At 60.1% G+C, this 23481-nt stretch carries 22 protein-coding genes (1 of these 22 running past the window's edge); 10 read left to right on the top strand and 12 right to left on the bottom strand.

The features are described from left to right. The 4 genes from pssA to M1E04_RS03490 form a co-directional block, all read right to left on the bottom strand. Positions 1-774, bottom strand: partial view of a CDP-diacylglycerol--serine O-phosphatidyltransferase gene (gene pssA / locus M1E04_RS03505; RefSeq protein ID WP_065988279.1) — the 5' portion only. 75 nt of this gene lie to the left of the window's left edge; only the first 774 of its 849 coding nucleotides appear in the window; the start codon lies at positions 772-774; the stop codon falls past the left edge of the window. Positions 775-923: 149 nt separating this feature from the next. Next, the gene (gene ilvC / locus M1E04_RS03500; protein ID WP_065988280.1) at positions 924-1940 is read right to left on the bottom strand and encodes a ketol-acid reductoisomerase; all 1017 of its coding nucleotides are present in this window, start codon (positions 1938-1940) and stop codon (positions 924-926) included. Positions 1941-1986: 46 nt separating this feature from the next. Then, positions 1987-2478 carry an acetolactate synthase small subunit gene (gene ilvN, locus M1E04_RS03495; RefSeq protein ID WP_065988281.1) on the bottom strand — a complete coding sequence of 164 codons (492 nt, stop codon included), beginning with the start codon at positions 2476-2478 and terminating at the stop codon, positions 1987-1989. Positions 2479-2480: 2 nt separating this feature from the next. Then, complete coding sequence (locus M1E04_RS03490; RefSeq protein ID WP_192135969.1) at positions 2481-4205, bottom strand: acetolactate synthase 3 large subunit; 1725 nt, start codon at positions 4203-4205, stop codon at positions 2481-2483. A 410-nt stretch (positions 4206-4615) separates the two neighbouring features. Here M1E04_RS03490 and M1E04_RS03485 point away from each other — a divergent pair, with 410 nt between their 5' ends. Further along, positions 4616-5044, top strand: coding sequence for a DUF4124 domain-containing protein (locus M1E04_RS03485; protein WP_065988282.1), 429 nt, complete (start codon positions 4616-4618; stop codon positions 5042-5044). 3 nt (positions 5045-5047) lie between these two features. Here the strand turns inward: M1E04_RS03485 and M1E04_RS03480 are convergent, their stop codons facing one another. Genes M1E04_RS03480 through mrcB form a run of 3 tightly spaced genes read right to left on the bottom strand, consistent with a single transcriptional unit; the run spans position 5048 to position 8463 of the window. Further along, on the bottom strand, positions 5048-5377 hold the full coding sequence (locus tag M1E04_RS03480; RefSeq protein ID WP_065988283.1) for a YqcC family protein: 330 nt from the start codon (positions 5375-5377) through the stop codon (positions 5048-5050). Continuing rightward, positions 5370-6110, bottom strand: a complete 741-nt coding sequence (locus M1E04_RS03475) for a tetratricopeptide repeat protein (RefSeq protein WP_065988284.1) — start codon at positions 6108-6110, stop codon at positions 5370-5372. The genes M1E04_RS03480 and M1E04_RS03475 overlap by 8 nt, the downstream gene beginning before the upstream one ends. Positions 6111-6141: 31 nt before the next feature. Continuing rightward, complete coding sequence (gene mrcB, locus M1E04_RS03470; RefSeq protein WP_410930680.1) at positions 6142-8463, bottom strand: penicillin-binding protein 1B; 2322 nt, start codon at positions 8461-8463, stop codon at positions 6142-6144. A 133-nt stretch (positions 8464-8596) separates the two neighbouring features. Here mrcB and M1E04_RS03465 point away from each other — a divergent pair, with 133 nt between their 5' ends. The 3 genes from M1E04_RS03465 to M1E04_RS03455 all read left to right on the top strand — a co-directional run bounded on the left by M1E04_RS03465 (position 8597) and on the right by M1E04_RS03455 (position 11094). Continuing rightward, on the top strand, positions 8597-10132 hold the full coding sequence (locus tag M1E04_RS03465; protein ID WP_456292406.1) for a bifunctional aminoglycoside phosphotransferase/ATP-binding protein: 1536 nt from the start codon (positions 8597-8599) through the stop codon (positions 10130-10132). Between the two features lie 102 nt (positions 10133-10234). Further along, complete coding sequence (locus M1E04_RS03460; protein WP_065988287.1) at positions 10235-10579, top strand: pentapeptide repeat-containing protein; 345 nt, start codon at positions 10235-10237, stop codon at positions 10577-10579. A gap of 227 nt (positions 10580-10806) precedes the next feature. Beyond that, positions 10807-11094 (top strand): TfoX/Sxy family protein, encoded by a 288-nt coding sequence (locus tag M1E04_RS03455; RefSeq protein WP_455914784.1) that lies wholly within the window; start codon positions 10807-10809, stop codon positions 11092-11094. Positions 11095-11275: 181 nt separating this feature from the next. Here the strand turns inward: M1E04_RS03455 and deoC are convergent, their stop codons facing one another. From deoC to M1E04_RS03440, 3 genes are all read right to left on the bottom strand, one after another. Further along, the gene (gene deoC / locus M1E04_RS03450; protein WP_296306039.1) at positions 11276-12052 is read right to left on the bottom strand and encodes a deoxyribose-phosphate aldolase; all 777 of its coding nucleotides are present in this window, start codon (positions 12050-12052) and stop codon (positions 11276-11278) included. Between the two features lie 189 nt (positions 12053-12241). After that, positions 12242-13009 (bottom strand): heme ABC transporter ATP-binding protein, encoded by a 768-nt coding sequence (locus M1E04_RS03445; RefSeq protein ID WP_410930677.1) that lies wholly within the window; start codon positions 13007-13009, stop codon positions 12242-12244. Then, positions 13009-13992, bottom strand: coding sequence for a FecCD family ABC transporter permease (locus tag M1E04_RS03440; RefSeq protein WP_456293146.1), 984 nt, complete (start codon positions 13990-13992; stop codon positions 13009-13011). Before M1E04_RS03440 ends, M1E04_RS03445 begins: the two co-directional genes overlap by 1 nt. 212 nt (positions 13993-14204) lie before the next feature. Between M1E04_RS03440 and M1E04_RS03435 the strand changes: the two genes are divergently transcribed. Beyond that, positions 14205-14534, top strand: coding sequence for a Rieske (2Fe-2S) protein (locus M1E04_RS03435; protein ID WP_456293145.1), 330 nt, complete (start codon positions 14205-14207; stop codon positions 14532-14534). On the opposite strand, the gene sfsA is transcribed toward M1E04_RS03435, so the two are convergent. Together sfsA and M1E04_RS03425 are read right to left on the bottom strand one after the other, a co-directional pair. Further along, entirely contained in the window at positions 14512-15255 is a 744-nt protein-coding gene (gene sfsA / locus M1E04_RS03430; protein WP_456292405.1) for a DNA/RNA nuclease SfsA, read from the bottom strand. The two genes, M1E04_RS03435 and sfsA, sit on opposite strands and share 23 nt — an antisense overlap. Then, the gene (locus M1E04_RS03425; protein ID WP_192135958.1) at positions 15255-16427 is read right to left on the bottom strand and encodes a pyridoxal phosphate-dependent aminotransferase; all 1173 of its coding nucleotides are present in this window, start codon (positions 16425-16427) and stop codon (positions 15255-15257) included. The genes sfsA and M1E04_RS03425 overlap by 1 nt, the downstream gene beginning before the upstream one ends. A 351-nt stretch (positions 16428-16778) precedes the next feature. Here M1E04_RS03425 and dksA point away from each other — a divergent pair, with 351 nt between their 5' ends. The 5 genes from dksA (at position 16779) to M1E04_RS03400 (ending at position 22985) form a co-directional block, all read left to right on the top strand. Continuing rightward, entirely contained in the window at positions 16779-17222 is a 444-nt protein-coding gene (dksA, locus tag M1E04_RS03420) for an RNA polymerase-binding protein DksA (protein ID WP_065988293.1), read from the top strand. Between the two features lie 177 nt (positions 17223-17399). Further along, positions 17400-18287 (top strand): tRNA glutamyl-Q(34) synthetase GluQRS, encoded by an 888-nt coding sequence (gene gluQRS / locus M1E04_RS03415; protein ID WP_456292404.1) that lies wholly within the window; start codon positions 17400-17402, stop codon positions 18285-18287. Between the two features lie 121 nt (positions 18288-18408). After that, positions 18409-18585, top strand: a complete 177-nt coding sequence (locus M1E04_RS03410) for a hypothetical protein (protein WP_002552060.1) — start codon at positions 18409-18411, stop codon at positions 18583-18585. Then, positions 18569-21523, top strand: a complete 2955-nt coding sequence (locus tag M1E04_RS03405; RefSeq protein ID WP_192135956.1) for a sensor histidine kinase — start codon at positions 18569-18571, stop codon at positions 21521-21523. Before M1E04_RS03410 ends, M1E04_RS03405 begins: the two co-directional genes overlap by 17 nt. 22 nt (positions 21524-21545) lie before the next feature. Further along, the gene (locus M1E04_RS03400) at positions 21546-22985 is read left to right on the top strand and encodes a sigma-54-dependent transcriptional regulator (RefSeq protein WP_456292403.1); all 1440 of its coding nucleotides are present in this window, start codon (positions 21546-21548) and stop codon (positions 22983-22985) included. The last annotated feature ends 496 nt before the right edge of the window (positions 22986-23481 follow it).

Genomic DNA, 23481 nt, shown 5'->3' with positions numbered 1-23481 from the left:
AATGCGCGGCGGATCACTGAACACCACAGCGAATACCAAAACGACGGCCAGAATCGCAACAAACGGCACCCGCCCTTTCAGATCCAGCTCTTTGAAGCTGTTGTACTTGATGTTGCTGACCATCAGCATGCCCGCTGCCGCGACCAATAGTGCAACCAGAAACGACAGTTTCGAACCCTGGATGCCGTAATCGCTGAACGCCCAGACGGTGCCCGCGACAACGCCTGCGGCGGCAGGACTTGCCAGGCCAATAAAGTAACGCTTGTCCGCCTTGCCCACCTGGGTGTTGAACCGGGCCAGACGCAACGCTGCCCCCGCCACATAGATGAAGGCGACCATCCAGCCGACCTTGCCCATGTCACCCAGCGCCCAGCCAAACGCCAACAGCGCCGGCGCCACGCCAAAAGCAACCATATCGGACAGCGAGTCGTACTCTGCGCCGAATGCGCTCTGGGTGTTTGTCATCCGCGCAACACGGCCGTCCAGACCATCCAGGACCATGGCAACGAAGATGGCGATGGCGGAAAACGCGAAGTATTTGCTCGCGCTCGCCTGATCACCCGCGCTCAATGCACTCTGCGCACTCATGGCGCTGATGATTGCGTAGAAGCCGGCGAACAGGTTCGCAGTGGTGAACAGATTGGGTAGCAGGTAGATGCCGCGATGGCGCACTTGGCGCCCCTCGTCGTCGTGACCCTCTTCAATGTGTTCATCAATCGGTAGCAGGCTTTCGGCGTCAGCAGCCTTGTTCGGCTCTTCGGGACGTTCGCTCATGGACAATACCTTGCAGCTGAAGAATTTCGACAAATGCTTGTGGCCTCTGGGCCGACAAACGATGCAGCTTTATACCAGATGAGCCCCCATAACGAAAAAAACGCGACCCGAGGGCCGCGTTTTTTACTGCAGGAACCTGATCGGTGATCTTAGTTCTTGGCTTGGTCGACGATCTTGTTCTTCGCGATCCAAGGCATCATCGAGCGCAGTTGCTCACCGATGATTTCCAGGCCGTGCGCCTTGTTGTTGCGACGCTTGGCGGTCATCGACGGGTAGCCGCTGGCGCCCTCGGCGATGAACATTTTGGCGTACTCGCCGTCCTGGATGCGCTTCAGAGCGTTGCGCATGGCCTGGCGGGATTCGGCATTGATGACTTCCGGGCCGGTAACGTACTCGCCGTATTCCGCGTTGTTGGAGATCGAGTAGTTCATGTTGGCGATGCCGCCTTCGTACATGAGGTCGACGATCAGCTTCAGTTCGTGCAGGCACTCGAAGTAAGCCATTTCCGGCGCATAACCGGCTTCAACCAGGGTCTCGAAACCGGCTTTGACCAGTTCAACAGTACCGCCACACAGAACGGCTTGCTCGCCGAACAGGTCGGTTTCGGTTTCGTCCTTGAAGGTGGTTTCGATGATACCGGTACGGCCGCCGCCAACACCCGACGCGTACGACAGAGCGACGTTCTTGGCGTTGCCCGAGGCGTCTTGGTAAACGGCGATCAGGTCAGGGATGCCACCGCCTTTGACGAATTCTGTACGCACGGTGTGGCCTGGTGCTTTTGGCGCGATCATGATCACGTCGAGATCGGCACGAGGAACAACCTGGTTGTAGTGAATCGCGAAGCCGTGGGAGAAGGCCAGTGTTGCGCCCTTCTTGATGTTCGGCTCGATTTCGTTCTTGTACAGCTGGGACTGGAATTCGTCCGGGGTCAGGATCATGACCAGGTCTGCAGCGGCGACGGCGGAAGCCACGTCAGTCACTTTCAGGCCGTGAGCTTCAGCTTTGGCGACAGTACCCGAACCCTTGCGCAGGCCAACAGTAACATCAACGCCGGAGTCTTTCAGGTTGCACGCTTGAGCGTGGCCCTGAGAACCGTAACCGATGATGGCAACTTTTTTTCCCTGGATGATCGAAAGGTCGCAGTCTTTGTCGTAATAAACTTTCATGAAATTCCCCTGATAACTTGGCCGCAAGGCCATTTGCAAAATTAGGTTAGATGCTCAGCACTTTGTCGCCGCGGGCAATGCCCGTGACGCCGCTTCGTACGGTTTCCAGAATGGCAGTAGTGCCAATCGCCTGGATGAAGCTGTCCAGCTTGTCGCTTGTCCCGGTCAACTGCACGGTATAGACGCTGCTGGAGACGTCGACGATCTGGCCGCGGAAAATGTCGGTGGTGCGCTTGATCTCGGCACGCTGGGCGCCAGTGGCTTTCACCTTGATCAGCATCAGCTCGCGCTCGATGTGGGCGCTTTCCGACAGGTCGACCAGCTTGACCACTTCGACCAGCTTGTTGAGGTTCTTGGTGATTTGCTCGATCACTTCATCTTGGCCAACGGTGGTCAGCGTCAGACGCGACAGGGTCGGGTCCTCGGTTGGCGCCACTGTCAGGCTTTCGATGTTGTAGTTGCGCTGCGAAAACAGGCCGACCACACGAGACAGCGCACCCGGTTCGTTTTCCAGCAATAGCGAAATGATGTGGCGCATGGTTATGTCCGCTCCGTCTTGCTCAGCCACATGTCACGCATGGACCCGTCTCTGATCTGCATCGGATAGACGTGCTCGCCGACATCGACCTTGATATCGAGGAACACCAGCCGATCTTTCATGGCGAACGCTTCTTCCATCTTCGGCTTCAGGTCCTTGAGATCGGTGATGCGCATGCCGACGTGCCCGTAAGCCTCGACCAGCTTCACGAAGTCAGGCAGCGACTCCATGTAGGAATGCGAGTGACGACCGCTGTAGCTCATGTCCTGCCACTGACGGACCATGCCGAGCACGCCGTTGTTGAGCAGGATGATCTTCACCGGCAGGTTGTACTGCAGACAGGTCGACAGCTCCTGAATGTTCATCTGAATGCTGCCTTCGCCGGTGACGCAGGCGACATTGTCATTCGGGAAACTCAGCGCAACACCCATCGCGGCCGGCAGGCCGAAGCCCATGGTGCCGAGGCCGCCGGAGTTGATCCAGCGATTGGGTTTGTTGAAGCGGTAGTACTGAGCCGCGAACATCTGGTGCTGCCCCACATCGGAGGTGACGTAGGCATCGCCTTTGGTCACTTCGCACAGCGTCTCGATCACAGTCTGCGGCTTGATGACGCTTCCGTCGCCACGGTTGTAAGGGAACAGGTCACCGCCGGCGCGCCATTCTTCGATCTGCTTCCACCACGTCGCGACCGACTCCTTGTTAGGGGTTTCGGCGAGCTCTTTGAGGGTCGCAACCATCTCGGTCAGCACGCTCTCGACCGGCCCGACGATTGGCACGTCGGCCTTGATGGTCTTGGAGATGGACGCCGGGTCGATGTCGACGTGAATGATTTTGGCGTTCGGGCAAAATTTCGCCGGCCCGTTGATCACGCGATCGTCGAACCGCGCGCCCACCGCAAGAATCACATCGGCGTGGTGCATCGCCAGGTTGGCGGTGTAGCTGCCATGCATCCCCAGCATGCCGACGAACTGGCGATCGGTGCCTGGATAAGCACCCAGGCCCATCAACGTGTTGGTGACCGGAGCGTTCAATTGCTGCGCCAGTTCGGTCAATGGCGCCGAACCGTTGCCCATGATCACGCCGCCGCCTGCGTAGATGACCGGGCGCTTGGCCGCGACCAGCATTTCCACGGCCTTGCGGATCTGGCCGGAATGGCCGCGGACCGCCGGGCTGTAGGAGCGCAGCTTGGCTTTCTTGGGGAAGATGTATTCGAACTTCTCTGCCGGGTTGGTCATGTCTTTCGGGATATCGACGACGACAGGACCAGGACGACCGGATTGGGCCAGGTAGAACGCCTTCTTCAGGACTTCCGGGATCTCCGACGGGTGTTTGATCATGAAGCTGTGCTTCACGATTGGCCGGGAGATACCGATCATGTCGGTTTCCTGGAACGCGTCGGTACCGACCATGTTGCTCGGGACCTGACCGGACAGCACCACCATTGGAATCGAATCCATGTAGGCGGTCGCGATACCGGTGATGGCATTGGTTGCGCCGGGACCCGAAGTCACCAGCACAACGCCTGCCTTGCCGGTGGCGCGGGCGTAACCGTCAGCCATGTGAGTCGCGGCCTGTTCGTGACGAACAAGGATATGGCTCACAGCCGGTTCTTTGAACAGCGCGTCGTATATATGCAGGAGGGCACCGCCAGGGTACCCGTAGATGTGCTCTACGCCTTCGTCACGCAAAAAGCGGACGACCATTTCAGCGCCAGATAAAAGCTCCACGTTGTTCACCTCTAAAACGCCAGAATACCGTCCACACAAGCGAGGAGACGGGTCTTAATAGGTTTACTGCAAAGCAGAGCATGAGCGACGGTGGTCGCCGACTACGTCAGCACTGACTGAGCAAGTATTGGGATCGCCCCTTAAGTGTTTCGGGGTCTTCCCACCCAGCGCGAGGTAACGCGTTGCGGGTGTTACGGGTCGGCGCGGGTGTGCGCCTCATGATCTACCGAGACGGTCTGCTTCTGGCAGTCCCTCTACAGCGAACTTTGGATTGTTCGGATTCGCCCCTCTCAAGTCAAGTCATCGATGCGCTTTCTTCGTCCACTGCCCGCCAAAAGGCACCGAATGAGGTCGCAGCGCGCCGCTTGTGATAGGTTTCCGGCCATTGCCACAGAAGTAAGGAACCGGGAATGCGCTGGATGATTCTTGCAGCGACGCTGACACTGGCCGTCGCCCCGGCGGTCGGCCAGGCCGCGCAGATATACAAATGGGTGGACGCTCAGGGCGTCACGCATTTCGACGCCCAGCCGCCTGCCGGGCAGACAGCACAGGAAATCAATACAGGGAGCCCCGTCTCCGCCCCACCTGCCCCGCCGCCGCAGAACCAGGAGGGAGCACGGGAGCAGGAGGCGGTCGATGCCAAGGTCAGAAAACAGGTTGCCGCTCAGGAAGCCAAGCGCAAAGAAGCGTGCGACGAACAGCGAACCAACCTTGCCCAACTGCAGAACAACCCTCGGGTACGGCAGGAGGTGAATGGCGAGTTCAGGCGGTTCACGGAAGAAGAGCGGCAGGCGCGCATCGTCGAGGTCAAGCAGTACCTCGACGATCAATGCAACTGAGGGTCAGACAGCCTCGGTAATCAACCGGTCGAAGTCTTTCAGCAGCGCCAGCAGGTTGCGCGCTTCGCGGATACGGCTGGCGTAAACCATCTCCGCCATTTCCAGAATGCCGGATGCCGTGGGCAACGGCATATCCTGCTCAAGGATGATCTTCATGCGTGGCAGGAAGATCCATTGCAGCCACTGATCAAAATCCAGCGTGTCGACGCAGAAGGGTTCACGGCTCGACAGCGACTCGTCGCTGGGCGGCACTTCCTTCCACCATCCCAAGACTCGCAATTCGCGCTCGATCAACAGCAACTGGTCAGCGATTTTCGGAAAGCGTTTATCCATTGGCTTTCTGCCGCGCCAACGCTGCACCGGCGGCGTCACCCTGCTTTTCCCGCGATTGGGCAATCAGGCCCCAAAGACTGGCTTGAAGGCTCGCGCGACCGTTGGCGTAGGTCAGAGCACGACGGGCCAATTGCTCAGCCTGAGGCGCATCGCCCTGGGCCAGACGCACTTGCGCCAGACGGTAGAGGACCTGGGGCTCACGGGGGGCAACACGTTGAGCACGCTCAAGGCTCGATGATGCGCCGTTGAGATCGCCACCGGACTGCTGCTGCTGAGCGGTGGTGAGCAACGCCAGCACCGGCCCATCCAGTTGCTCGTCTTCTGACAACCCGCCGCTGGACGCAGACGGAATGCCAGTCGGCGCCGAGGCCGGCATGTTGTAGGTATTGCTGGTCGCTGGCGGCGGTGTGTACGTATTGTTCACTGGGGCCTGATTAACCGGCGCAGTGCTGATCGGCGCCGTAGCGGGTGGCACGAACGTCGAAATAGGCGCACCACTGGCGTTGGCGCCGCCGGGTACCATGACCGTGACACCAGAATCTTCCTGAATCGTCTGCGACTGCGCGGGTGCCTGTACCGGCGCGCGATAGGTGTTGCTGCGAGTAGACGAAACGCGCTCGCCGTTTGAAACGCGTGACCCTGAATCGACCACCGGAATCGCACTGCGCGTCTGGGACGCGCAACCGTTGAGCAAAGCCAGAGCCGTTACAGCCGGAATCCACCACTTGTTCACGTCACATCCTCTTTGCTTAATTCAACCAGGCTTAGTTCAACCAGCCCTTGACCCAGTCCATCACCGAATCGGCAGGCGCTGCTGCCCCACCGCAGGTCGGGCCGGGTTGCGGCTCACTGCCGCGAATATACGGCATCTGTACGGCGTTCGGGCAGCTGGCGTCGGTGCCTTCGCCGGTACTGGCATTGACCCAGGCCTGCACGACGTTATCAGGCATCGCCATGTCCAGCGGCAGCGGATCGGCTTTCTTCATGAAGCTGGTCCAGATCTGCAGTGCGCCGGTAGCCCCAGTGAACGGCGTCTTGCCGTTGTCGTCGCGGCCCATCCAGACGATCGCCAGCAAGTCCTGGCTGAAGCCGGCAAACCAGCTGTCGCGCGAGTCATTGGTGGTGCCTGACTTGCCCGCCAGATTCAGGGTGCTCGGCAGCACGTTGTACACCGATTTACCCGTACCCTCGCGCATCACCCGCTGCATGGCGTTCTGCAGTAAATAGATCGAACCCGGGTCGAAACGTTGCTGAATCTGGAACGGGTAGCGCTTGAGCGGCTCCCCTTCGGCGGTCAGTACGCTGCGAATCCCGCGCAACGGCGTGTTGAAGCCGCCGCTGGCGATGGTCTGGTACATCGTCGCCACTTCGATCGGCGTCAGCGCGCCAGCCCCCAGGAGCATCGACGGGAACGCCGGCCACTCGCGAGTGACGCCCAGCTTGGTCAGGGTTTTGAAGACATTCGGAATGCCCAGGTCCAGACCCAGCTTAGCGCTGGACAGGTTGTAGGAATGCGCCAGGCCCTGATACAGGAAAATGTTGCCGTGGGCTTTGTGATCGTAGTTCTGCGGTTTCCAGATCTGGCCGTCGGCGCCTTTCACCTGAAAAGGCTCGTCGGGAATCCAGCTGGTCAGCGAGTACTGCTGCGGACGCTCGAGAGCGGTCAGATAGATGGCCGGCTTGACCAACGACCCGATCGGCCGAACGGCATCCAGCGCCCGGTTGAAACCCGCGAAGCCTGCCTGGCGGCTGCCGATCAGCGCCTGGACTTCGCCGGTCTCCGGATTGGTCACGACCATGGCCGTTTCCATCTCGTCCGCGCCTTTGCGGCCGGAAATCTTGGCGAAGCTTTCGCGCACGGCAGCTTCGGATTTCATCTGCAGAATAGGGTCGAAACTGGTGAAGATCCGCAGGCCCTCTTCGGTCAAATCCTCGTCGCGGTAGTCCTGACGCAGTTGACGTTTGACCAGATCGAGGAAGTCCGGGAACGAGCTGTCGGCCAGCGATCCGACTTTGCTCACGCCAAGCGGCATCTTCTTCGCAGCCGCAACCACTTCGGGGGTGGCGACACCCTGTTGTTCAAGCAGATCGAGGACCAGATTGCGACGCTCCAGCGCACGCTCGGGATTGCGGCGCGGGTTGTAATACGAAGGCCCCTTGACCAGACCGACCAGCAAGGCGACCTGATGCAGCTTCAACTCCGACAGCGGCTGACTGAAGAAATACTGACTCGCCAGACCAAAGCCGTGGACCGCGCGCTGGCCGTCCTGCCCCACGAACACTTCGTTGAGGTAGGCCTCGAGAATCTCCTGCTTGCTGTAATGAATCTCCAGCAGAACTGCCATCATCGCTTCGGTCAGCTTGCGGGTGATGCTGCGCTCGTTGGTCAGGTAGAAGTTCTTGACCAGTTGCTGAGTCAGCGTCGATCCGCCCTGGCGCATCTGGCCAGCGGAAGCGTTGATCCAGAAAGCTCGCAGGATCCCCTTCGGCGATACGCCGAAGTGATGGTAGAAATCCCGATCTTCGACGGTGACGAGCGTGTCGAGCAAATAAGGCGGCGCCTGATCGAGCTTGATCAGAATCCGGTCTTCGAGATTCTTCGGATACAAGCCGCCGATCATCAGGGGCTCAAGCCGCGCGACAGCAAGCTTGGCGCCATTGGCGGCGCTCAGTTCCGCGACGTAATCGCCGGAGAAGCGCACATGGATCTGCTGAGCCGGATCAGCGCCTTCATAGAACTGGAAGCCGCGGGTGTTGAGATCGACAGTGTTGCCGTTGACCGCGGCAGCGCCCGGCCCGTTGGCCACACCTTCACGACGATAGCCCAGCGCATCGAGCTCCAGAAGGAAGTCATCGCGTGAAAGCTTCTGGCCGACGAACAGCTCCAGTGGCCGTGCATAGACCTTGGCCGGAATGGTCCAGCGCTTGCCGGAGAATTTTTCCTGGACGATGGAATCCAGGTAAACGGCGAAGCAGCCAAGGATCACCAGCCCGACAAGACTGAGTTTCAGGGCCCAGCCCAACAGGCTGCGCAGGCGGCTGTTGGTGGGTTTGGGGGATTTTTTCGGGGTGCGGGATCGGGTCATGGCGGCGGATTATACGCACTTTCAAAGCCCCCGACAGACCGCCCTTTAAGCGGTTTGCAGCAATGGCTCCAGCGGCCATAATGGCCGCCTTTCGCTACTTCTCTATCGCCTTATCACCTTTCAAGGATCGTCCGTGAGCCAGACACTGATAGCCGCGCTGCAAAACCCCGCCCTGTTTCCTCACCCGGTCGAACAGTTTCAGGTCATCGAGACGCATATTTCCTGGGTGCTCCTCACCGGCCAGTACGTCTACAAGATGAAGAAGCCGGTCAATTTCGGTTTTCTGGACTTCACCAACCTGCCGGCGCGCCAGCATTTCTGTGAGCAGGAGCTGATGCTGAACCAGCGCCTGACGGACGATCTGTACCTGGAAGTGCTGCCTGTTACCGGCAGCATCGACGCTCCGCAGCTGAATGGTGAAGGTGAAGCGATCGAGTACGTGCTGAAAATGCGCCAGTTCCCGCAGGACGGCTTGCTCAGCACCTTGCAAGCAAAGGGCGAACTGACCACCGCGCACATCGACGACATGGCCCGGCAGATCGCCGAGTTTCATCGCAAGTCGCCCAAGGTGCCGATGGAAAACCCCCTCGGCAGCGCCGACAGCGCAATGGCGCCGGTCACGCAAAATTTTGAGCAGATTCTGCCCTTCCTCAGCGAAAAGTCTGACCTCATCCAACTTGAAGCGCTGGAGGCATGGGCGAACAGCAGTTTCGAGCGCCTCAAGCCATTGATGAACCAGCGCAAGCTCGACGGATTTGTCCGCGAGTGCCATGGCGACATCCACTTGGGCAATGCAACTCTGATCGATGGCAAGGTGGTGATTTTCGACTGCATCGAGTTCAACGAGCCCTTCCGCATGACAGATGTCTATGCCGACATCGGCTTCCTGGCCATGGACCTTGAGGATCGCGGCCTGAAAAGCCTTTCCCGTCGATTCGTCAGTCAGTACCTCGAACTGACCGGCGACTATGCGGGACTTCAGCTTCTCAATTTCTACAAGGCCTACCGGGCACTGGTCCGCGCCAAAGTGGCGCTGTTTAGCCTGAATGCCGACGCCGATCAGGTGCAACGGGCCGCGACACTGCGCCAGTATCGCAATTACGCCAACCTGGCCGAGAGCTATAGCGCGATTCCGTCGAATTTTCTGGCCATCACCCATGGCGTTTCCGCGGTCGGCAAAAGTCAGGTTGCGATGCGCCTGGTCGAAGCGCTGGGGGCGATCCGTCTGCGTTCAGATGTCGAGCGCAAGCGTGCATTCGCCGACCATGAAGATCTGTATTCCGCCGACGTCAGCGCGGCTACTTATCAGCGTCTGAATGAGCTGGCGGGTGTCGTGCTCCGCGCAGGCTTGCCGGTGGTCATCGATGCAACCTATTTGAAGCTCCCGCAGCGTCAGGCGACTGCGCAGATTGCCGAGGCAATGGGCGTTCCTTTTCTGATCGTTGACTGCGCCGCGCCAAAAGCGGTTATCGAGGGTTGGCTGGCGCAACGTCGGGCACAAAATGATGATCCTTCGGACGCAACCATGGAAGTCATTGAAGCGCAGCTGGCCAGTCGCGAGGCGCTGACCGCTGATGAAATATTGCGCAGCCGCCACGTCGAGACCAACCTCAGTGGTGATCTGGACAAGCTGGTCGCCGACATTCGTCAGCATCTCCCGGGGCTCTGATAGCCCGCATCCGCCAGCGGTCGAGTCGTGATGGATAACGCTTCACGGCTCGACGTAGGTGGCATTATAGTGGCGTCAGAATACCAACAATGGAGACGTCAAATGAACCAGCCCAAACAGCTCGACTCGCCTCTGTTCGCACTGTTGCGAAAAGACGATGTGACCGCCTTCAACCTCGAACGCCCTAAGCAGGGCCCTGTTGATCTTTCTGGAGGCGATTTCCGCGGCCTGGATCTGCGTGAGATCGACGCCGACCGCATCGACTTCACTGATGCTTACTTCAGGTCGGCGGACTTGCGCGGCGTTGACTTCCGGACGAGCCAACTTGAAGGTGCAAGCATCGCCCATGCACAGATATCCGGGGCGTACTTCCCGCCAGAGCTCAGTGCTGACGAGATTCTTATGTCAGTCAATTTCGGTACTCGCCTGCGCTATCGCACCCGCTAAGCCTCGCTCTAACCTCTCGCCCTGCATGCGCCGCCATGTCGGGCCTGCCCTCGCCTGCTTATCCAATCCAACCTGATCCTACCGTTCGGCGGCGTACGCCGCGTTCGAGTGGTAACACTCTGCAGATTGATTCGGCGTCGTCTACGCTAAACGGCATGGCTCGCCTTTTCAGTTTATGTCGAGCCTATGGAGAAGTTATTACATGGAACCACAGGATGGGTTTGCACATGGATGACGAATTGTTGGGCATGAAGAACCTGGGGAGGACCTCGGTTCAATGGCTTCACGCTGCGGGTATTCACACGATTGCTGATCTGCGGCGACTCGGCGCAATTCAGGCCTACCGGGCCGTTCAGGTCAGGGGATTCCGGGCCTCTAAAGCGCTGCTCTACTCACTGGAAGGCGCGTTGTCAGATCGCCCTTGGGCCGAGCTGCCCCAGGCGCACAAAGATTCCATGGACACTGAACTGAAGAACGCCAGTTCTGGGCTAATCCGGGAACGCCACATTCCATAAGTAAAATAGTCTGCAGAACGCTGTTGACTTACAAATGAGAATCACTATGATTATCACATCCGGTCGCGAGACTGGTCGATAACCTGAAAGGCTCCTTGGTTCGGACTCTCAGATTATCTCCTCATCAGGCTAATCACGGTTTTTGACCCGGCTCTTTGCCGGGTCTTTTTTTGCCTGGGATTCAGGGCCCTACTCCCAAGTGGCCCAACAAATCATCCAGCAGGCTGGTCGCCCCGAGCCGCAGTCTCCCCTGCTCAAGCCAGCGTGGGCCAAATCGTGCCTTGACCAGATCCATGTGAACCCGCGCTTCCTTGAGCGTCCGTACATTCCCGGAGACGTTGATGCCCACATGCGCGCCTGACTCGGCGATGGCAGCAATCAAAATCCGGCTGGCCTGGGGTGTCGCGTTGAGGACCTGTTTCCCCGTACTGGTTTTCAGAAAGTTGGCGCCCTCCTGAATTGCCACACAGCTTGCGCCGTGAATGACCTGCGGATCACGCAGCACGCCGGTTTCCAGCGTGACGGTCAATGCGGCACGACCGCATCTGGCTTTACAGGCGTTAATGATGTCCGCGCCAATCTGTCTGTCCCCGCCAAGCAGCGCATGGAAGGGATAGACCAGATCGATTTCGTCGGCACCCGCGAGAATTGCTGCCTGGGTTTCCGACTCGGCCGAGCTGACAGAAGGCGAACCGCTCGGAAAGTTAACCGCAGCCACGACGCTGACCTCCCGCGCATGCAGGCTGTCGAGGGTGCGCCGCGCCAGTCCTGCGAATCGGGGCATTACACAGACGGCGGCAACATGCCCCACAGGTGTCAGGGCTCGATGACACAACGCAATGATCTTTTCCGGCGTGTCATCGGCATTCAACGAAGCCAATTCCATCAGGCCTATAGCCAGTTGCGCCAATGACGCATCGACCGCATGCACGTCAATCGCTTCGTTTAAGTCGTTCATTACACATCCTCGATACCTTGGCTTGAGGCGACGATAATCGAGAACGGCTGTGCCTGAACGGTCACAAAGACGCAAAAGAGCAGGCCTACGTGATTACAAGAATTGTCCGAAGGACATTGCCCGCACAGGCAATGGAAACGGGGCTGCTGCATCGATAAAGGCAGCTGATGCACATCGACACGAGCCCATTCAGCGAGCGATCACCAGCGGATGCCCACGCTCGGGATGAGGCTGCACCAGAACATCCAGACCGAACACCGACTTCAGCGCCTCAGGCGTGAGCACGTGCTCTGGTGTGCCGGATAGATGTGCGCGCCCTTGCGCCAGCAGCAACAGCTGATCGCAGTAACGGGCTGCCAGGTTCAAGTCATGCAGGATCACCATCACCGCGCCGCCACGGTCGGCGAAGGCACGAACGGCCAACAGCGTGGTGTGCTGATGCAGCGGGTCGAGCGCCGACGTGGGCTCGTCCAGCAAGAGAATCTGGCCCTCCTCGCCCGGCCACACCTGCGCCAGCACCCGTGCCAGGTGAACCCGCTGACGCTCGCCGCCCGACAGCGTCAGATAGCTGCGACCGAGCAGGTGAAGCCCATCGGCCGCCGCAAGGGCGTGCTGGATGATCTCTCCGTCACATTGCTGACCGCTGTCATGGGGCAAGCGGCCCATCGCAACCACTTCCTCGACCTTGAACGCGAAATCCAATGTCGAGCTCTGCGGCAGTACCGCCAGCCGACGCGCCCGTTCGTGGCCGCGCCATTGATTCAGGGGAATGTCGTCCAGCACCACGTGACCGTGAGTCGGGGCAAGCTCGCCGCACAGGGCAGCCATCAGCGAACTTTTGCCGGCCCCGTTGGGCCCCAGCACGCCGAGCATCTGACCGGGCGCCAACGCCAAGTCGATGTTGGCGACCACCTGTTTGCCATCGCGCACGATGCCGAGGTTATTAGCGATCAACATCAGCGACGGCCTCGAACCAGCAGGAAAAGAAAAAACGGCGCGCCAAGGAACACGGTAACGATTCCGATTGGCAGCTCCGCCGGCGCCATCACCAATCGGGCGAAGATGTCTGCGACGAGCAGCAGTGTTGCCCCTGCCAGCGCTGAGGCGGGAAGGACAAAGCGGTGGTCCGGCCCGGTCAGCAGTCGCACCAGGTGCGGCACGATCAGGCCGATGAAGCCGATCAGCCCCGCCGCTGCGACGGCAGCCCCGACGCCAAGGGCGATGCACAGAATCAGCTCACGCTTGAGGCGTTCGACCTCGATGCCCAGATGGCGCGCTTCCGATTCTCCAAGCAGAAGCGCGTTGAGCGCCTTGGCTCGGCGCGGCAGCCAGAGGATCACCGCCACGCAAACCAGCAAAAGAGGCCAGAGCCGTGCGTAACTGGCACCATTAAGTGTGCCCAGGTTCCAGAACGTCAGCGTCCGCAGACTGGCGTCGTCGGCCATATACGTGAGCAGGCCGATGACTGAGCCGGCCAGCGCCGTCATTGCTACACCCGCCAGCAGCATGGTGCTGACGCTGGTTCGGCCCTCGCGGCGTCCCAGCCGATAGACGATTGCGGTCACGCCAAGCCCACCGGCAAATGCGCAGACTGACAGCAAATACGGCTGGAACGGCTCAGGTAAACCGCCCAGCGATGCTCCGGCAACGATGGCCACCGCCGCGCCCAATGCCGCGCCACTGGAAACCCCGACCAGACCGGGGTCGGCGAGGGGATTGCGAAACAAAGCCTGCATCGCCACGCCCGACAAGGCCAGCACAGCCCCCACCGCCAGCCCGAGCAACGTACGGGGCAGGCGGATCTGGCCCACGATCAGCTCCGCCTGCTGCAAGTTGTCCTCCGCCAAGGGCATGCCCATCAGATGAAGAACCGCGCGCAAAGTATCCATCATCGGCAGGCTGACAGGCCCGAGCGCGAGGGACGCCCACATCGCCAGCAAACAGGCCAGGCTCAGCGCGATCAGTTGAGAGGTGAAGCGCATAAAAAGGTGCGTCCCCTATAAAGGAAGGCGCAGTCGATCACCTCAAGGCGCGACTGGCTGGATTTCGTTCATCGACTGGCGGGTTCGACTGCTGGCAGAATGCGCAGCCTGCCAGGGCCTGGAATTTGATGATTATTTGCATTTGAGCGTCAAGCGCCAAGGAGACCATGCTGAAATACCTGTGCGACAGCGCTGCGCTGATGGAAGGCAAAAGCCTCGGGTTCGAGGTTGATGAACTCAGGATTCTGGCCGTCCGGCGAGCGGGTCAAGTGTATGTGTACGCCAATAGGTGCCCCCATCGCGGGGTGGCGCTGGAATGGCAGGCCGATGAGTTTCTCGATGCCAGCGCCAGTCTGATCCAGTGTGCCACTCACGGTGCCCTGTTCCTCATCGAAAGCGGCGAGTGCGTAGCCGGCCCTTGCGAGGGCAAGTCCCTCAGGGCTATCGCCTGCGACGAGGACGCTAAGGGCATCTGGATCAACCCGGTGGCAGCGGACTGAGCGGGCGCGTCTGGGTGAGGTGAATCTCAAGACGCCGATCAATGCGCACCTCGTCAGGGGTGAGCGCCACGCCATACGCAAGGACTTCAACCCCCGCCGCATTTGCGTCAAGTAAGGCAGCAGCATAGGCCGCGTCGATTTCGGCAGCGGGCCGCACGGCATCAATGCCTGTCAGATTCACGCAATACAGCAACACCGCACGCACGCCTTCCCGGGCCAGGGCCGCCAGTTCGCGCAGGTGCTTCGCGCCGCGTTGAGTGACCGCGTCGGGAAACGCAGCGACACGGCTGTCATCAAAGCCCAACGTCACGCTTTTGACTTCCAGGTACAGCGGGCCCTCTGGATAATCCAGCCGGAAGTCGACGCGGCTGTTTTCCTGACCGTAGGCAACTTCGCGCTTGAGCGCCGTAAACCCCGCCAATTCCGTGATTACGCCGGCCAGAAGTGCGTCTTCCACCAGCCTGTTGGCGCGCGCAGTGTTAACGCAGGCGAGCCGACCCTGTGGGGTTTCGGTGATTTCCCAGGTGCCCGGCAACTTGCGCTTGGGGTCATTGGACCTGCTGAACCAGACGCGGCCCCCCGGCATCATGCAATTGAACATGGAGCCCGTGTTGGGGCAGTGAATCGTCAGCAGTTCGCCGCTGGCGGTTTCGATGTCGGCGAGGAAACGCTTGTAGCGCTGAATCAGCCGGCCTTCTTCAAGGGGAGGAGAGAAACGCATCAGCCTTGCCAGCTCCGAAGACCACGGCCTATACGCTCGACCGCTTCCTGAAGGCGAGGCAGGCTTTGGGTGTAGGCGAAGCGCACATGGTGGCCGGCGCGGTACCGACCGAAATCCAGCCCGGGTGTGAACGCCACGTGCTCGGTTTCCAGGAAGTGATGGCAGAACGCGAACGCGTCGCCGCCGAACGCGCTGATGTCTGCGTATAGATAGAAGGCGCCCTCGGGCTCCACGGCAATGGTAAAGCCCAGTTCGCGCAGCGCCGGAAGCAGGAAATCGCGACGTCGGGCGAACTCGGCACGACGTTGCTCGAGGATCTCCAGGGTCTGTGGCTCGAAACAGGCAAGTGCCGCACTTTGCGCCATGCTCGGCGCGCTGATGTAAAGATTCTGCGCCAGCTTTTCCAGATCACCGACCGCCGCCTCGGGCGCAACCAGCCAACCGAGTCGCCAACCGGTCATGCCGAAATACTTGGAAAAACTATTCAGCACGAAGGCATCGTTGTCGACTTCCAGCACGCTGCTCGCGTCGGTGCCGTAGGTCAGGCCGTGATAGATCTCGTCAACCACGAGGTGGCCATCCCGCGCCTTGAGCGACGCCGAAAGCGCGGCGAGTTCGTCCCGGTGCAGCAAGGTCCCGGTCGGGTTGGCCGGGGAAGCCACCAGCGCACCGACGCTGTCCTCGTTCCAGTATTGGGCGACCAGATCGCCCGTCAGTTGATAACGCACGTCCGGGCCCACGGGCACCAACTGCGCGGCGCCCTCCACCAGGCGCAGAAAATGCCGGTTGCACGGGTAACCCGGATCGGCCAGGAGCCAGTGTTTGCCGGGATCGACCAGCAGACTCGCCGCCAGCAGCAACGCACCGGAACCGCCCGGCGTAATCAGGATCCGGCCCGGATCGACATTCACGCCGTAACGCTGCGCGTAAAAGCCCGCGATCGCCTCGCGCAATTCCGGCAGACCACGGGCCGCCGTGTAACGGGTCTTGCCAGCGGCCAACGCCGCCTGACCGGCCTTGATGATCGGCTCGGCCGTGGTGAAATCCGGCTCGCCGATCTCCAGGTGGATAACGTCATGCCCGGCCGCTTGCAGTTCATTCGCCCGCGCCAGCAGCGCCATGACATGAAAGGGTTCTATGGCGCGGCTGCGCGCACTGTAGGGCTGTGGCATGGGCCTTCCTTTGGTGAGGGGTGGCGAGACAAGTGGCCGATTCTACTCATCCGCCCGAGCGGGCTACAGCGTTTATCCGCCTTGACGGCAGTGACTTGCAGCCGACAGTCCGGAAAACCCGGGGCTTGCGGGCGCAGGGACTAAACTCGACGCGCTGCAAAATAGATAAAACCGGGGGCTCAGCCTGTGGTCATAGTCCACGTGCGTGTTGCAGGCCATCCTCGACAACCGGGAGTAGCGCGCTCCGATTCGATCTGGTAAGTTCGCCCGCTTGCAGCCGCAGGGCCGGCAGGTGTCGGCGATGGATCTTAACCTGTGTAATGGCTTAGAAGAGTGAGAGGCGGTCCGTTCATGCCCACCGAAGAAAAGCAAAAGAGCACCCCGGCAATCAGTGGTTTCGAACCTTACGTCGCGACGAAGGGTGAGGAATACATGGGCGACCCCATGCGCAAGCACTTCACCAAGATCCTGTCCAAGTGGAAACAGGAGTTGATGGTAGAAGTTGATCGCACGGTTGTTCACATGAAGGACGAGGCCGCTAACTTCCCTGACCCTGCCGACCGTGCAAGCCAGGAAGAAGAATTCGCACTGGAACTGCGCGCCCGTGATCGTGAGCGCAAGTTGATCAAGAAGATCGACAAGACGCTGCAGCTGATTCAGGACAAGGAATACGGCTGGTGCGAATCGTGCGGCGTCGAGATCGGTATCAAGCGCCTTGAAGCCCGCCCAACGGCCGATATGTGCGTTGACTGCAAAAGTCTCGCTGAAATCAAGGAAAAACAGGTCGGTAAATGATCCTGTTGATCCAGTAAAAAAAGGACGCCTCGGCGTCCTTTTTCGTTTGTCTGAAGACCGACCGGGCACCCGACGGCGTGGGCTGGAAAGCGCCCTACCGGGGCGTAGCGCTTTCCCACACGCCATGACATGTCCTCCGGTATTTCGTACGTTTTATTTCCAGTACCATCAGCGCCCATGAAAACCCCTTCTTATATAGGGCGCTTTGCGCCAACCCCCAGCGGTTATCTGCACTTCGGTTCTCTGGTAGCAGCCCTGGCCTCCTATCTCGACGCCCGCTCGGTCGGTGGAAAATGGCTGATGCGCATGGAAGATCTCGACCCTCCCCGCGAGGTCCCGGGTGCCCAGGCAGGAATACTCCACACCCTCGACGCCTACGGATTCGAATGGGACGGCGAACTGGTCAGGCAAAGCGACCGGCACGAGGCTTACCAGGCAATCATCCATCGGTGGTTCAGCCAAGGCCTCGCTTACGCGTGCACCTGTTCGCGCAAGCAACTGGAAGGCTACAACGGCATTTACCCGGGTTTTTGCCGTAATGCGGGCCACCCACCCGAGGATGCGGCCATCCGGATTCGGGTGCCTGAGCTGGAATACCGTTTCGAAGACCGGGTACAGGGGGAGTTTCGTCAACATCTGGGGCGCGATTCGGGAGATTTCATCATTCGTCGCCGGGACGGGTTTTACGCCTACCAACTGGCGGTTGTCCTCGACGACGGCTGGCAAGGAGTGACCGACATCGTACGCGGCGCAGATCTGCTCGATTCCACGCCACGTCAGCTGTACCTGCAAGAACTGCTGGGCTTGCCGCAACCGCGCTACCTTCATGTGCCGCTGATCACCCAGCCCGATGGTCATAAGCTGGGTAAGTCCTACCGATCGCCGCCACTGCCGCCGGACCAGGCCACGCCGTTGCTGCTCCGGGGGCTGCGGGCCTTGGGCCAAGAGACGCCAGGTGAACTGGATGACGCTACACCTCGAGAGGTACTGGATTGGGCCGTTGCCCACTGGAACGCCGATTCGATACCCCGCCTAGGTGCTATCGAGGAAGCTCGAATAGACTGAGCTCGCGCCACCGATTCATGTTGAGGGAGCACAAAGCTGGCGGAAACGTCGCTTGCAGCCCCATCGCCATCCGTTACCATGCCGCTCCGTCATCGTCTGGTCAGTCAACCTGGGAGGCCAAATGTATATTTATCGATTGGTCCTGCTGCTGGTGGTGGGCATCTATCTGTTCTCCCCCGCCATCATGGACTGGTGGATCGACGCCACGGGCGCCTGGTACAGGCCCTACATGCTGTGGCTGATCCTGATCGTCGTGACCTTCATTCTGCAGAGCCAACGAGATGCCGATGAGCTTTAGCCTGACCCAGATGATTCTGGTCAGTGCCGCCTACCTGACGTTGCTGTTCGGCGTTGCCTGGGTCAGTGAACGTGGCCTGATCCCGCGCTGGATCATTCGTCACCCGTTGACCTACACGCTGTCACTTGGCGTCTACGCCAGTGCGTGGGCGTTTTACGGCACGGTGGGGCTGGCTTACGAATACGGCTACGGTTTTCTGTCGAGTTATCTGGGGGTGTCCGGCGCTTTCCTGCTCGCCCCCGTCCTGCTTTACCCCATTCTCAAGATCACCCGCACCTACCAGCTCTCATCACTGGCTGACCTGTTTGCGTTCCGCTTTCGCAGCACTTGGGCGGGCGCGCTGACGACCATCTTCATGCTGATCGGCGTCTTGCCATTGCTGGCACTGCAAATCCAGGCCGTGGCCGACTCCATCGGCATTCTCACCCGGGAACCGGTGCGCAACTACGTGGCCTTTGCGTTCTGCGCGCTCATCACGCTGTTCACTATCTTCTTTGGCTCGCGTCACATCGCCACCCGGGAAAAACACGAAGGGCTGGTGTTCGCCATCGCCTTCGAGTCGGTCATCAAACTGGTCGCCATCGGCGGCATCGGTCTGTACGCCCTGTACGGCGTGTTCGATGGACCGCAGAGCCTGGAGCAATGGCTGCTGCAAAACCAGAGCGCACTGGCGGCGTTGCACACACCCCTGCAGGAAGGCCCATGGCGGACGCTGCTGCTGGTGTTCTTCGCCTCAGCCATCGTGATGCCGCACATGTATCACATGACCTTCACTGAAAACCTCAACCCCCGCTCGCTGGTCAGCGCCAGTTGGGGTCTGCCCCTGTTTCTGCTGCTGATGAGTCTGGCGGTACCCCTGGTGCTGTGGGCAGGGTTGAAACTGGGCGCCACCACCAGCCCTGAATATTTCACCCTGGGCATCGGCATCGCCGCGCACAGCAAGACCTTGGCGTTGCTCGGCTATATCGGGGGACTTTCCGCAGCGAGCGGACTGATCATCGTCACCACGCTGGCGTTGTCCGGCATGGCGCTGAACCACTTGGTGCTGCCGCTTTACCAGCCGCCAGCCGAAGGCAATATCTATCGCTGGCTGAAGTGGACACGGCGCGGCCTGATTGTCGCGATCATCATGGCCGGCTTTGGCTTCTATCTGTTGCTCGGCGCCAAGCAGAATCTGGCGAATCTGGGCATCGTCGCCTTCGTGGCAACATTGCAATTTCTACCCGGCGTGCTGTCGGTGCTGTACTGGCCGGCCGCCAACCGACGCGGTTTCATGGCGGGGCTCATCGCAGGCATCGCGGTCTGGACCATCAGCATGTTGCTGCCGCTGATCGGCGACTTCCAGGGGTTCTACATTCCGCTGCTGAACATGATTTACGTGCTGGATGACACCAGCTGGCACATGGCAGCCATCGCTTCTCTGGCGGCCAACGTGCTGGTGTTCACCCTGATTTCACTGTTCAGCAATCCCAGCCCCGAAGAGGCAAGCGCGGCCGAGGCCTGCGCGGTAGACAACGTTCGCCGCCCACAGCGTCGCGAACTGCACGCGGCCTCCCCTCAGGAGTTCGCCACCCAGCTGGCCAAACCCCTGGGCGCGAAGGCTGCGCAGAAGGAAGTCGAACAGGCGCTGCGGGATCTTTATCTGCCATTCGACGAGCGCCGGCCTTATGCGCTGCGGCGTTTGCGCGACCGTATCGAGGCCAACCTCTCCGGGCTGATGGGGCCGAGTGTTGCGCAGGACATGGTCGAGACGTTTCTGCCGTACAAATCCGGCAGTGAGAACTACGTCACCGAGGACATCCACTTCATCGAAAGCCGCCTCGAGGATTACCACTCCCGCCTCACCGGCCTGGCGGCAGAACTCGACGCCCTGCGCCGTTATCACCGCCAGACCCTGCAAGAACTGCCGATGGGTGTGTGCTCCCTGGCCAAGGATCAGGAGATCCTGATGTGGAACAAGGCCATGGAAGAGCTGACCGGCATCGGCGCTCAGCGCGTCGTCGGGTCACGGCTCGAGACCATCGTCGATCCCTGGAAGCAGCTGCTGCTGGGTTTCATCAACGTTCCTGACGAACACTTGCACAAGCAGCGCCTGGGCCTCGACGGTCAGACTCGCTGGCTCAACCTGCACAAGGCGGCCATCGACGAGCCGCTCGCGCCGGGTAACAGCGGGCTGGTGATTCTGGTGGAAGACCTGACCGATACCCAGATGCTCGAGGACAAACTCGTGCACTCCGAGCGGCTTGCGAGCATTGGTCGACTGGCTGCCGGCGTTGCCCACGAAATCGGCAACCCGATCACCGGCATCGCCTGCCTGGCGCAGAACCTGCGCGAAGAACGCGAAGAAGACAGTGAGCTGACGGAAATCAGCAGCCAGATTATCGAACAGACCAAGCGCGTCTCCCGCATCGTGCAGTCACTGATGAGCTTCGCCCACGCCGGTGGACATCAACACGCCGACGAGCCCGTGTGCCTGGCGGAGGTGGCGCAGGATGCCATTGGTCTGCTGGCGCTGAACCGGCGCAATTTCGAAGTGCAGTTCTATAACCTCTGCAACCCCAACCACTGGGTGGACGGCGATCCACAACGTCTTGCACAGGTGTTGATCAATCTGCTGTCCAACGCCCGCGACGCATCACCCGCCGGCAGTGCAGTGCGCGTGAAAAGCGAGGCCTCCGAACACACGGTCGATCTGATCGTCGAAGACGAAGGCAGCGGCATTCCGAAAGCCATCATGGACCGCTTGTTCGAACCTTTCTTCACCACCAAGGATCCGGGCGAAGGAACAGGACTGGGCCTCGCGCTGGTCTATTCCATCGTTGAAGAGCATTATGGACAGATCACCATCGACAGCCCGGCTGACCCCGAGCACCAACGCGGAACCCGGATTAGGGTGACCTTACCGCGACATGTCGAAGCGACGTCCGCCGTGAACTGAGACCGTCGAGAGAACCGAATCAATGCCTCACATTTTGATCGTGGAAGACGAAACCATCATCCGCTCCGCCCTGCGTCGACTGTTGGAACGTAATCAGTACCAGGTCAGCGAAGCCGGATCCGTGCAGGAAGCTCAGGAACGTTTCAGCATCCCTTCGTTTGACCTGATCGTCAGCGATTTACGCCTGCCCGGCGCCCCCGGCACAGAGCTGATCAAGCTCGGCCAGGGCAAACCCGTGCTGATCATGACCAGTTACGCCAGCCTGCGCTCGGCCGTGGACTCGATGAAAATGGGCGCGGTGGATTACATCGCCAAACCCTTCGACCACGACGAAATGCTTCAGGCCGTTTCGCGCATCCTTCGCGATCGCCAGACGCTGCAAAGCATGCAGGCCGAACGCGCCGCCACCGCAAAAACTGCGACGGGCGACAAGTCCGGTCCGGACAACAGCAACGGCGAGATCGGCATCATCGGCTCGTGCCCGCCGATGCAGGACATGTACAGCAAGATCCGCAAAGTCGCGCCAACCGACTCCAACGTGCTGATTCAGGGCGAGTCCGGTACGGGCAAGGAACTGGTGGCCCGCGCGCTGCATAACTTGTCCCGTCGCGCCAAGGCCCCGATGATTTCGGTCAACTGCGCAGCGATTCCGGAATCCCTCATCGAATCCGAGCTGTTCGGCCACGAAAAAGGGGCGTTTACCGGTGCCAGTGCCGGTCGTGCCGGTCTCGTGGAAGCGGCGGATGGCGGCACGTTGTTTCTCGATGAAATCGGCGAACTCCCGCTTGAGGCGCAGGCCCGCCTGTTGCGCGTCCTGCAAGAAGGCGAAATTCGCCGGGTGGGCTCGGTGCAGTCGCAAAAAGTCGACGTCCGCCTGATCGCAGCGACTCACCGCGACCTAAAGAGCCTGGCCAAAGTGGGCCAGTTCCGCGAAGACTTGTACTACCGCCTGCACGTGATCGCGCTGAAACTGCCCGCGCTGCGTGAACGCGGGGCAGACGTCAATGAGATCGCCAATGCGTTCCTGGCGCGGCAGAGCCTCAAGGCCGGTCGTAACGACTTGCGTTTCGCGCCGGATGCCGAGCAAGCGATTAGACACTATTCGTGGCCCGGTAACGTGCGAGAGCTCGAGAACGCGGTCGAGCGCGCGGTAATTCTGTGTGAAAGCCCGAACATTTCTGCCGAGCTGCTGGGCATCGATATCGAGCTGAGCGACCTCGACGTCAACGAGTTCATCGGCCTTGCACCCCAGGCGTCAGGCTCGTCGAGCTCCACGGCTGGTGAGCCGACCGAGGACTTGTCGCTGGAGGACTATTTCCAGCACTTCGTTCTGGAGCATCAGGACCACATGACCGAAACCGAACTGGCGCGCAAGCTGGGCGTCAGCCGCAAGTGCCTGTGGGAGCGTCGCCAACGCCTGGGTATTCCGCGACGCAAGACCGGAGTGGCCAGCGAAACGTGAGCGCATCTTCGCGCAGGCTCTGGCACGCGGGTTACGCGCCATGTGAAAAAACTGTTACCTCATAAATGGTGACGTAACAAAACCGGGGCGTACGGTAACGAACCCCCGGTTTTTTTCCGCCCGCGCAAAATAGCGTCAATTTGCCACACCCTTGCATTCCGCGGCGTGTAGCCTGTTTTCCAAAAGTTGGCACAGCTACTGCTATATGTATTCGTACAAGAACAACAAAAATCAGTCACCCGAAACACCAACATAATAAAAACAAGACGAAACGACTCACGCATAACAAGAACAACACGGCGGAGGCGCAGCTAACTGATTCTTTTGGAGAGGCGTTGCATTTGGGACTTGTCCCGCAACCAGGCCGAGAACAACAAAAACTACCCTTAGGTAGAGCCTGAACTGGTTGGATCGATAGATCACTGCCGCACAGCGACCAAAGCAATCCGTTTGCTCTTGACTCCCGATTGGGAGGTTTCACAGGCGAAAGCCGTGA

The sequence above is a fragment of the Pseudomonas sp. AK106 genome (assembly GCF_053903055.1).
This window is presented reverse-complemented; position numbering and strand designations above follow the sequence as displayed.